Origin of the sequence: Streptomyces sp. ISL-94, assembly GCF_018614075.1 — a bacterium.
Lineage (GTDB): Bacteria > Actinomycetota > Actinomycetes > Streptomycetales > Streptomycetaceae > Streptomyces.
In genome coordinates this window covers 1-11,474 of sequence record NZ_JAGGOZ010000013.1, presented here as the reverse complement: position 1 = coordinate 11,474, position 11,474 = coordinate 1, and the positions used below count along the sequence as shown (strand labels likewise).

Genomic DNA, 11,474 nt, shown 5'->3' with positions numbered 1-11,474 from the left:
GCTCGGGTGTGCGGGGCGGTCGGGGACGGGTCAGTTGAGGGCGGGGCCGGCGGTGTTGTTGACCCAGGTCCAGTCTGACCAGGTCGTGAAGCCGGTCTGCCATGTGTGGTAGGTGCCGGCCTGGCTGGTGCCGAAGATCTCGATGCGGCCGTCGGCGTTGGTGGTCGCGGTGACTTCGGTGCCGCCGGTGCCGAAGGCGGCCCAGTCGCTGTAGGGGGCGTTGGCGGCGGTTTGCCAGGTGTGCATGGCGGTGTTGCCGTTCATGGCGAAGACCTCGACGCGGCCGTCGGCGGTGCGTTCGCTGGTGAGCTGCGAGTCGGCGGGGCCGCCGGCCGGTTCCCACTGCGACCAACTGGTGGGACCGGTCTGGTATTTGTGGAACACACCCACCGGGCCGGAGGCGAAGACCTCCAGGCGGCCGTCGGCGTTGTGGTCGGCGGTCAGGTCATGGCCGCCACCACCGAAGGTGTCCCACGGGGACCACCCGCCGTTGGGAGCCGTCTGGTATTGGTGTTGGAAGGTGCTGCCGCCCAGGGCGAACACCTCCAGGCGTCCGTCGGGTGACTTCTCCATCTCGACACGGCTGTCGGCGGGGCCGCCGCCGGTGGGCTCCCACTCGGACCAGCCGCCGTTCGGGGCCACTTGATACCTGTGCATGAGCCCGACCGGTCCGGAGGCGTAGACCTCGATGCGGCCGTCGGCATTCACGCCGGCCGCGGTGTCCTTGCCGCCGCCGCCGAAGGTCTCCCAGTTCGACCAGCCACCCGAGGGCGACAGTTGCCAGCGGTGCTGGAAGGTGCTCCCGTTGAGGGCGAACATCTCCAGGCGGCCGTCCGCGTTCGGTGCGATGGCCAGCTCGGCGCTGCCCGGTCCGCCGAGCGGCTCCCAGGCCGACCAGCTGCCGTTCGCTTCCTGCTGCCAGGCGTGGTGCACGCCGTCGGCACCGGCGGCGAACACCTCAAGGCGACCGTCCGCCGACCGTGCCGACACCACCCGGCCCGACTCCGCCGGATACACCAGCTGCTTGGGCCGTGGACCGCTGCCCGGGGTGCAGGGCAGCACCACGCCGCGCTCCGCGAGGTAGGCCTCGGGGTCGATGCCGTAGGAGGTGGACTGGTCTCCCCAGATCCGCAGATGCAGGTGGGGGCCGGTGGAGTTGCCCTCGGCACCCATCAGTGCGATCTGCTGGCCGGCTACGACACGGTCGCCGACGGAGACGTCCCGCCGGGACATGTGCCCGTACTCGGAGATCCTCCCGTCGGGGTGCAGGATGCGGATCCACTGGCCGTAGTCGCCGGTGTACCCGGAGATGGTCACCTCACCGTCGCCCACGGCGTAGATCGGCGTCCCGACGTCGTTGGCGATGTCGACGCCGTTGTGGCCGCTGTGGAAGTGCTGGGACACGAAACCGCCGGCCGGGCACGCCGCGGCGAAATCGGCGGTCCGGGCCGCAGCCGGAGTCGTGGCCGCCAGCGCCGGCAGTAGGGCGGCTGCCGCCGCGAGAACACAGTTCAGTGCGGTTCGCAATGGTCCGGGAAGCACGTGGCGCTCCTCCCCTTGGCGGTCTCGGGGTGAGTGGGATGGACGTGGGGTGCGAGGGGCGGCGGCGGTCACGCCTTGCGCAGCCGGTCGATGATGCCGTCGATGTCGCGCTGCAGCATGTCGTGGCGGATGAAGTGCCCGCCGGGCAGCTCGTACCACTCGTGCGGGATCCCCGCGTTGCCGAGGAGGGAGCGGAACTCCCGCTGTCCCGCGAGCACCTGGGTCTCGTTGGCCGTGTCGAACCAGTTGATCGGATCGGGGCTGGTGCCGGCGACCAGGAAGACCCGCTTGTTGCGGTAGCTCTCGATCCGCTGCACCGGGTTGTCCGCGTTCACCCGGGCCTCGTCCCAGAGCGGCGCCCCGTAGACCGTGCCGCCGTTCAGGTCCAGGGCAGCGGAGGAAACGTTGGCCCAGTGGACCACGAGGCCGTTGTCCCGGCGCAGGCTGGCCGGTCCGGAGTGAGCGCTCACCGAGGCGAAGTGGCCGTAGTACTTGGCGGCGTACTTCAGCGCGCCGAAGCCGCCCATCGAAAAACCGGACACGGCACGGCCTTCGTACTCCGCGTACGTGCGGAAGTTCGCATCGATCCACGGGATCAGCTGTGCGATGTGGAACTGTTCCCAGTTCCGCGGGCCGGCGTTGGAGCTTACGGGGTTGGAGTACCAGCCCGCGTGGCCGCCGTCGGGCATCACGACGATGATCGGCTTGCCCGCGGTCCAGTCCCGGATGCGCTCGCGGTCGAACGTGATGAAGTCCTGGTCCGTGCCTCCTCCGTGGAGGAGGTAGACCACGGGGTACGTGCGTCCGCTCCAGTGGTAGTCGTCGGGGAGGAGCACGTTGACGGCCGGATTCCAGCCGATTGCGCTGGTCTGGAACCGGTAGTACCACATGCGGGCGTCCGCCTCGCCGCGCTCCACGATGCGCAGGCCGAAGCCGTCACCGACGGCGGAGGCGGTGGACGCGGCGGCGAGGACGCCTGCGCCGCCCAGGGCCACCGCGGCCGAGAGGCCTCCTGCGGTCTTGAGAATGCTCCTGCGGGTGGGGTGCTGCGCGCTCAACGTGTCCTCCTGAACGGGAGTAAGAAGATGTGTCTCGACGCAGCGGAAGGCCGTCGCGCCGCTTCGGACCGCGCCGGCCCGTCGGCTCGGGCCGTGCGAACGGGCGGTCTGGAAGGTAGCAGCGGCGTGGGGGCCGGGGGACCCCGGAAGATTGCGGACTGACAGGCGGGAGCGCATCGGCTAGGGGGGCTTGCCGATCAGTCCGGGTCAGGAGCGGCGGGCCTGGTCACCGGGCGGCGATGGCGCGCGAGGGTGCCGCGGCGTCATCGAGATTTCACCGGTCCTCCTTAGCGTTGCCGCGTTCACACGACGGCCTGTGCCACAGGGGAAGGACGGCTCGATGGCGTGGAGGAGATTCACAGCGAGGCTGCCCATGGCGGTCACGGCCGCGGTGGCGGTGATGAGCACGATGGCGGCCACCGGGTCAGCGGCCACGCGGTCGGCTGCCGCCGAACCGGGGCCGGACAAGCCGACGATCCGTTACACCGAGTACGGAATCCCGCACATCATCGCCTCGAACTGGGAGGGGCTGGGAACGGGCTACGGATACGCGGCGGCCAAGGACAACGTCTGCACCTTGGCCGACACCTATCTGATGGTCAATGCCCAGAGGTCCCGTTATCTGGGGCCCGATGGCAGGGCGAGCCCCGGCCAGAACCAGAACGGCACCACCAATCTCAACAGCGACCTGTACTTCCAGCGGATCAAGGACAACCGGGTGGTGGAACGGCTGCTCGGCCAGCCCGCCCCGAACGGGCCGGAGCCGGAGGTCAAAGAGGCCATTCGCGGCTACGTCCAGGGATACAACAGGTACCTGGCCGAGACGGGCGTGAACAACATCTCCGACCCGGCCTGCCGCGGTGCGGCCTGGGTGCGGCCGATCACTGAGCTGGACGTGTACCGGCACGCACACGCCGAGATCATCATGGGCAGCGCCGATGCGCTGCTGGACGGTCAGGTGAACGCCGCACCCCCGGGGGCGTCGGCCGCCGCGCAGCCGGCGTCCTCACCGGCGAAGACCGCGACGGAGATCCGCGATGCGATGGCGGTGAGCCGTCAGCAGAGCATGGGCAGCAACGCGTTGGCGGTCGGTTCACAGGGCGTGTCCGGCGGCACCGGCATGTTGCTGGCCAACCCGCACTTCCCGTGGCAGGGAAAGAACCGGATGTGGCAGAGCCAGCTGACGATCCCGGGAGAGGTCAATGTCTCCGGGGCCGGCCTGCTCGGACTGCCCGCGGTGAACATCGGGTACAACAACGACGTCGCCTGGAGCCACACGGTCGCCACGGTCGCTCCGTTCGGGCTGTTCGACGTACAGGTGGATCCCTTCAACCCCACCAGCTATCTGGTGGACGGCACCTGGGAGAAGATGACCTCGCAGCAGGTCGGTGTAGACGTGCTGAACGCGGACGGCTCCCTCGGCAAGGTCACCAGGACGTTGTGGTCCACCCGTTACGGCCCGATCACCACATCGATCCAGGGCATTTCGTTGCCCTGGGCGGTCAGCGCGCACGCGGTACGCGACGTGAACATGGACAACCTGCGGGCGTTGAACACCTGGTTCCGCCTCGACAAGGCACATGACGTCAACGACGTGGTGAACACTCTGGAGACCACGCAGGGCGTCCCCTTCTTCAACACCGTCGCCTCCGACCGCAACGGCAACGCGCTGTACGCGGACATTCAGGCCACCCCGAACATCACCGACGAGCACGCGCAGTCATGCCTCACCGAGACGGGCAAACTGCTGTTCAACCAGTCGCTACGGCTGCCCAACGTGCCGCCGATCTCCATCTTCGACGGCAAGCGCAGCGCGTGCGACTGGCCCGATGACCCGAACGCGGTCGCGCCGGGGCTGCTGGACCCGCACAAGCAGCCACGCCTGATCCGGTCCGACTTCGTGGGCAACGCCAACGACAGCGCCTGGCTGGCCAACCCCGAGCAGCCGCTGTCCTTCCCCCGGGTGATGGGCGACATGTCGGCGCCTCGGTCGCTGCGGACCCAGGAGTTGATCCTGACCGCGCAGAACCGGATCAACGGCACCGACGGCCTGCCGGGGAAGGGCTTCACACCGCAGACCATGGGGCAGTTGCTGTTCGCCGACAACAGCAGGGCGGCCGACCTGGGCCTCAACGCCACGGTGACGATGTGCCAGAGCGTCCCCTTCGGCCTCATCCTGGTCCTGCACGGCTCGCCCGACGACCCGGTCCAGCAGACCTATCCGGCGCTGAGCATGTCGGACGAGATGATCACCGTCATCCCGGACGGCGGCGCTCGGAGCTGGTACGCCAACTGGCTCAACCAGAAGACGGTGCTCGGTGCCCAGAACTGGGAGAACTTCCACCTCAAGCAGGTGATTCCGTTCATCGACGCGAACCTGCGGACCATCGCCACCAAGAAGTCCAGGGCTGTCGCCGGTGTCTCCATGGGCGGGTTCGGGGCCTTCCGCTACGCGCAGGTCCGTCCCGACCTGTTCAGCCAGACCGCGTCCCTGTCGGGAGACATCGATCTGTCGGCCGATTCCATGGACCTGCGGATGGCCGTCGTCGCCTCCGTCATTGATGCGGCGGGCGCGATCTGCGGCTCGGCATCCGGAGCCTGCGATCCCAACGACTCCCCCTACAAGCCCGGTGTGGACAGCGATGCCCTGTTCGGCTCGCCCTACCCGGTGTTCAACGCCGACTGGCGGTGGAACGAGGTCGACCCGTCCCAGCACATGGACCGACTCGCCGGAATCGGGGTCTCCCTCTACGTGGGCGACGGAGGCGGCTCGCCTCTCGACATGGAGTTCTGGCTCGCCGGCGCGGCCAAGAACGTCAAGGCCCGTATGGACGTCCTGGGCATGCCCTACTACTACGTCAACTACGGTGACGGATCCGGCTGGGGCACCCAGTGCAACGGCGGCCACAACGCCGGCTGCTGGGAAGAGGATCTCCGGGACCTGATTCCCAGGCTGGAAAGGGCCTTCGCCTCCTGACTTCCCCAGGGCCGCGCCGCATCACACCCTTGTTCAGCAGGCGCGCCCCGTACCCGACGTCAAGCGCCCGACGTCAAGCGCCCGCCGTCGTCCCGCCTGCCGCTGGTGCGGTCTGCGGGACGGCGGCGGGCGCCCTCCGGAGCTCTCATTCCCGGATCGGATCCAGATCGAAGCGGCTAGTTGATCGCGGGCCCGGAATCGTTCAGCCAGCCCCATTCCGACCATGTGGTGAACCCGGTCTGCCACCTGTGATAGATGCCGGCGTGGCTGGTACCGAAGATTTCGATGCGACCGTCAGCGTTGTTGCCCGCCCCGATCCCGGTGCCACCGCCACCGAAGGTCTCCCACTGCGAGTACGACGCGTTCGGGCCGGTCTGCCAGGCGTGGCTCGCGGTGCCGGCATTGATCGCGAACACCTCGACCCGGCCGTCGACCGACCGCGAGGTGGCCAGCTCGGCGTTGGAGATCCCGCCGGTGCCCGCCCACTCCGACCACGAGGCCGGGCTGGTCTGCCAGCGGTGGAACACACCTTGGGCGTTGGAGGCGAACACCTCGAGCCTGCCGTCCTGGTTGTAGCCGGCGGCGACGGCGTGTCCGCCGCCGCCGAAGTTCTCCCAGGCGGACCAGCCGCCGTTGACGCCGGTCTGATACAGGTGCTCGAACGTCGAGTCCGACAGCGCGAACACTTCGAGTCGCCCGTCGGGGGTGTTCTCGACGGCAAGTCGTGCATTGGCCGGGCCGCCGCCGGCACCTTCCCAGTGGGCCCAACCGCCGCTGGGCGCGGTCTGCCAGCGGTGGAACACACCATTGGCATTGGATGCGAACACCTCGATACGGCCGTCGGCATTGCTGCCCGCCGCCAGTCGGTACCCTCCGGTGCCGAAGTTCTCCCAGGCGGACCAGCCCGCACTGGGCCCGGTCTGCCACATGTGATCGAACGTGCTGTCCGACAGCGCGAACAACTCCAGCCGGCCGTCCGCATTGGACGCTACCGCCAGTTGCGCATTGCGCGGACCGCCCTCGAACCGCCATGGCGACCAACTGCCGTTCACTGCGGTCTGCCACGCGTGGTACACGCCATCGGCACCAGCTGCAAAGGCCTCCAGCCGCCCGTCCGCGGACCGCCCGGACACCACCCGGCCCGAGGCGTACGGGTGCTTGGGGCCGCCGCCCATACCGGACCACAGCGCGTTGGCGATGAGCGCCGCGTCGTCCGCCTCGATCGCGTACAGGCCGCGCAGGTCCTCTCTCGGTCGCTGGACGTGCCAGCACACCTCGCCGATCGCCTCGTTGTTCCACGAGCCGCCCGGGTACTGCTGCTCCATCGCATCGAGGAAGGCGTTGGTGGCGTGCGCCGGGTTCAGACGCTCTTCCCGGGTACCCCACCAGTCCTGCTGCTGGAACAGGCCCAGGCTGGTGTAGTCGACGGCCTGGGAGTAGTTGTTCATGCTGCTCTCCACGATGATCGTGGCGATGGCGATCGTCGCGGCTCTGGGGTTGAGCCCCCGGTCCTTCACCGCCTGCGTGACCATCCGCGCGCAGGACACCTTGTAGGCGTTCAGGTAGCCGGCCATCTTCGCGCGCAGCTGTGGGTTGAGCTGGTCGGCCATGATGCCGTCGGTCGCCGTCGGGCCGGCCGGATCACACGGCTCGGTCGCAATGGCCAACCCCTGGGGGCCACTGAAATAGCGGGAGACGCCGAACCGGTCATCGCCCGGGCTCGGAACAGGCCCGGGTTGGGCGATGGCAACCGAGGTGGTCATCCCGATGGCCAACGCCCATATACCGGCGACAACGGCCAGTCTGGTGTACACCCGGTATAAGCCATGTCTTGCCATGGTGTGCCTTTCCGTCGTGAAGTGAAGTGTGCGGAGCGCCATGTGCGGAGGATGCCGGCGCTGCCACGGGGTGGGAGGGGCTTGTGGGTTTTCAGGGGGGACAAGGGTCCCCGGCGCAAGCAGCGGCTCGGTGCGAGGGCACCTACACGATCGTTGTCGGTGGCACGGGCAGCTCACGTGTCCGCGGCCACCCGGCCAAGGGGGTGAGGCCGAGGCCGGCTTCGTCGCCGCGCAGAATCATCTGGTGCGTGCGCCGCAACATCCGGCTCGGAGAAACCCCCAACTCGTCGGCCAGACGGCGGCGGGCGCGATCGAACACGGTCAATGCGTCGGCCTGTCGGCCGTTCCGGTACAGCGCCCGCATCAGCATCGCGGCCAACGGCTCGTTCACGGGGTGCGCCGCGGACAGAGCGACCAGCTCGGCGATTGCTTCCGATTCCTGGCCCAGCCGCAGCTGCCACTCCAACTTCCGCTGCATGAGGGCGACCCTGCGCTCAGTGAGCCGCATCCGCTCCAGTTCGGCGAGCGGCCCGGGCAAACCGGCCAGGAGCTCCCCGCGAAACAGCTCCAGCGCCTGGGCACACAGGCGGACCGCCTCGGTCGGGTCGCCCGCTCGATCGGCCGTCCCGATGTCGGTGACCAGTTCCTCCATGCGTGCCACGTCCACGTCGACTGCGCCGGAGACCAGCCGGTATCCACACCGGGCGTGCTCAATGACCGAGTCCGGACTGTCCCCGATGCGCAGGGCCTTGCGCAATCGGTAGATGTATACCGGCACCACGTTCGCGACCGGCGGCTCCATCCCCCATACGTCGTCGAGCAGTTCCTGCCGGCTGAGGGTCCGCCCCGCGCACAGCGCCAGCGCCGCCAGTACGGCTTGCCGGCGCAGATGCCCGAGGTTCAGGGGCCGCCCGCCCTGCCATGCCTGCAGGGGTCCGAGCACGGAGATCTGTACCTTCGGCCCGGCCGCTCGGTCGGCGGCGGTCCGCAGCACCGGGCTCACCGACCGCGTGCGGGGGCCCCGTCCGGGGACGACCAGGCCGCAGTCGAAGGCGTGGACGATGGCGGCGGCCCGGTCGCGCAGACCGAGCTTCGCGAGGATCCGCGCGAGGTGTTCGGCCACCGCGTCCTCGGGGATGGCGAGGGCGGCGGCGATCTCGTCGTCGCGCAGGCCGCAGCCGACCGCGGAGAGCACCTTGCGCTCCTGATGCCCGAGCGCGGCGGCAGTTGGGCGGTCGGTGGTGGCGGTCGTCGGCATCGCTGCTCCCCGGGCTCCGGACGGGTCGGTCTGACGGGCGCCGTCGACAAGGTAGTGGGGGAGCGTCGCGCAAGGCATCCGGAACGATCCGGAGTGACATTGCGTGAGATGTGGTCTGTTATCTCGCGTTACGTTCTGGAACTGGAGCGGGTTCGGCGAAGTGAAGGGCGAAGGCTCCGGTGACTCGCTCCTCCCGTGCACGTCCCTGGCGCAGCAGGGTGCGGTGGTGCGAAGGGCTGGGCGGCCCGGCCGGGAAGCCGGAGGACGGGACCGGGCCACGTCGACAGCGGTTCACCGGCACCGCGGACAGGTTCACCCGCCCACTCAGCCGCCGATGAGGGCGTCCACAACCGCTTTGGCAACGCGCCCGGCCCGCTCCGCGGTCCAGTAGGTCGGCTCCTCCATGGTGGAAACGTAGTAGCCGCGGGTCAGCAGTGAGAGGACGTCGGCGGCGAGGTCGGCGTCCGGCACTCCTGCGGCGGTGGACAGGTCGAGGAACTCCTGGCGTGATGCGCGCGGCTCCCGACGGTCGACCCCGTTGGGGTCGGTGTGCGCCGACGAGAGCATCTCGACCCAGAGCGCACGGAGCAGCAGGTCCTCGGGTTCCGTGCTGAGGTGCCATTCCACCGTGGCCCGCAACAAGTCCGCCCCGGTCAGGTCGCCCACGCGGGCTTCCAGGTCGTCCCGCCACCGGGACTCCGCCGCGCGGACGGCGTTGGTGATCAGATCCGTCCGGGTGGGCACGTAGTTGGTGACCATCGCCGTGGATCCGCCGAGTTCCTTGGCTACGGCGCGGATGGTGATGGCGTGCGTGCCGTCCCGGGCGGCGACCGCGAGGGTCGCTTGGGCGATTGCCTTGCGGCGCTGGACTTCGTCGACGTCGATCGGCATGGAAGCAAACCTAGCTCAGTGGGGGTTGACGCTGAATGCACTTGAATGCAACGGTGTTATATCACGTTGTTTTCTAAAGGTTTGCTCCCCTGGAGGGCCTTCATGAGCCTTGCCGTCCTGCACGTCGGCCCGCAGCCGGTTCCTCCCCACGCGCAGCAGCACATGGTGCGCATGCGAGACGGAGTCCTGCTGGCCACCGATGTCTACGGCGCCGATCCGAACAGTCCGGCGCCGGTGGTGCTGGCGCGACTGCCCTATGACAAGAACAGCCGATATGTGTTCTTCGACAAGATCGCGCAGCGCTTCACCGCGCACGGCTACGCCGTGGTGGTCCAGGACGTCCGCGGCAAGTTCCGCTCACAGGGCCGGACGCTGGGCTGGACCGGAGAGGTCGACGACGGCTACGACACCATCGAGTGGATCGCCCGCCAGCCCTGGTCCGACGGGATCGTGGGCATGTTCGGCGACTCGTACTACGGCTTCACCCAGTGGTCGGCGGTCACCAGCCAACACCCCGCGCTCCGCGCCATCGTGCCCCGGGTGACCTGCACCACGAATGCCCCGGGCATCGCCACCTACGACTCCGGTTCCGGGCGGCAGCCCCTGTGGCTGGAGGGGGCCACCTACCAGGCGCAGGTGTGGACGGACAACGACATCTACGAGTTCGACCTCGATCTCACAAGGCGGCCCATCGTCGCCGCCTACGAGGAGGCGTTCGAAGCGATCGGGAAGCGCTCGGCCGGCTTCGACCTCATCGTCGGCGGCATCCCCCTCGCGCCGTACAACGGCCCGCACCCCTACGACGCTCGTCCCGTACCCGTGCTGCACTGCGTGGGCTGGTTCGACAACCTCGGCATCGCCCATATGCGCGACTACACGGAGCTGGCCAAGTGCCCCGGTTGGGCCGCCGTACAGTACCTGATCGCCGACACGACCGACCACGAGAACTACTTCCTGGAGCACGCCCCGGTGTCCACCGAGGCCGACCATCTGGCCGACGAGGGCGCCCTCGAACGCATGCTGGACGCCTACACCGGTCCCGCGATCGAGTTCTTCGACGTCTTCCTCAAGGGGACTGCCCAGCCCGAGTCACTGCCCCGGGTGTGCTGGAAGCTCGGCCACGTGGGCTGGCGCACCGCGCACACGTGGCCGCTGCCGCAGGCCACCGAGACCGAGCTGTACCTCGGCGACCCGGCGGCCGCCGCCGGGACGGTCCCGGGTGGAAAGCTCGCCCCTCACCCGGCCGCCGGAACGGAGTTCGCGCAGTGGCGGTACGACCCCGACGATCTCGTACCGTCGGCCGCGGCTGACACCTTCATGCAGCTGCGCGACCACGTGGACGAGCGCCGCACACTCGACCGGGACGACGTGCTGGTCTTCACCAGCGCCGCCTCGGACACCCCGCTCGACCTGGCCGGACCGGTCCACGCGGTGCTCCACGTGGAGAGCACGGCACCCACGTTCGACGTGTTCGTCCGCCTCCTCGACCTGTCGCCGGACGGCACGGCGCGCCTGATCGTGCGCGGCTGCCTCCAGGCCGACAGGCCCGGTGAGGTGGAGATCGCCCTGAGCCACACCGGCTACCGGGTACGCCCGGGCCACCGCCTCGCGCTGATGATCGCCGGCAGTGACTTCCCGAACCATCTGCCCAACTCCGGCTCGACGGAGAGCCCGTGGCTGACGACGGCTCCCCGGCCCAGCCTGCAGATCCTCCGCACCGGTTCCGCCCACCCCTCCCGCCTGCGCTTCACCGTCCTGCCCGAAAGCGGCGAACAGCCCCTGCTCCATTGAGGGCCCATGCCCCCTCTGCGCCCTGACCCCCGCACGCCGGCCCCTGCCGCGGTCGTGCACCCCCACCCGGCGGAGGCGCCGTGCGGCGAAGGAGGCGGCCCTAGGTCCTGTCTGGAGAT

7 protein-coding genes are annotated in these 11,474 nt (G+C 69.1%); 2 read left to right on the top strand and 5 right to left on the bottom strand.

The window, feature by feature from the left end; all coding sequences use genetic code 11:
* Positions 1-30: 30 nt before the first annotated feature.
* Both J7E94_RS03855 and J7E94_RS03850 read right to left on the bottom strand, forming a co-directional pair.
* Complete coding sequence (locus tag J7E94_RS03855; protein WP_215012304.1) at positions 31-1,542, bottom strand: peptidoglycan DD-metalloendopeptidase family protein; 1,512 nt, start codon at positions 1,540-1,542, stop codon at positions 31-33.
* Positions 1,543-1,610: 68 nt separating this feature from the next.
* Positions 1,611-2,600 (bottom strand): alpha/beta hydrolase-fold protein, encoded by a 990-nt coding sequence (locus J7E94_RS03850; protein WP_215012302.1) that lies wholly within the window; start codon positions 2,598-2,600, stop codon positions 1,611-1,613.
* A 340-nt stretch (positions 2,601-2,940) separates the two neighbouring features.
* On the opposite strand from J7E94_RS03850, the gene J7E94_RS03845 reads away from it, so the two are divergent.
* Positions 2,941-5,577, top strand: a complete 2,637-nt coding sequence (locus J7E94_RS03845) for a penicillin acylase family protein (protein WP_251056103.1) — start codon at positions 2,941-2,943, stop codon at positions 5,575-5,577.
* Positions 5,578-5,753: 176 nt separating this feature from the next.
* Here J7E94_RS03845 and J7E94_RS03835 read toward each other — a convergent pair whose 3' ends face one another.
* The 3 genes from J7E94_RS03835 to J7E94_RS03825 form a co-directional block, all read right to left on the bottom strand.
* Complete coding sequence (locus J7E94_RS03835; protein ID WP_215012490.1) at positions 5,754-7,415, bottom strand: peptidase M23; 1,662 nt, start codon at positions 7,413-7,415, stop codon at positions 5,754-5,756.
* Positions 7,416-7,557: 142 nt separating this feature from the next.
* Positions 7,558-8,673 carry a BTAD domain-containing putative transcriptional regulator gene (locus tag J7E94_RS03830; protein ID WP_215012301.1) on the bottom strand — a complete coding sequence of 372 codons (1,116 nt, stop codon included), beginning with the start codon at positions 8,671-8,673 and terminating at the stop codon, positions 7,558-7,560.
* Between the two features lie 324 nt (positions 8,674-8,997).
* Complete coding sequence (locus tag J7E94_RS03825; RefSeq protein WP_215012300.1) at positions 8,998-9,564, bottom strand: TetR/AcrR family transcriptional regulator; 567 nt, start codon at positions 9,562-9,564, stop codon at positions 8,998-9,000.
* A 102-nt stretch (positions 9,565-9,666) separates the two neighbouring features.
* Between J7E94_RS03825 and J7E94_RS03820 the strand changes: the two genes are divergently transcribed.
* Positions 9,667-11,355, top strand: a complete 1,689-nt coding sequence (locus J7E94_RS03820; RefSeq protein WP_251056102.1) for a CocE/NonD family hydrolase — start codon at positions 9,667-9,669, stop codon at positions 11,353-11,355.
* The last annotated feature ends 119 nt before the right edge of the window (positions 11,356-11,474 follow it).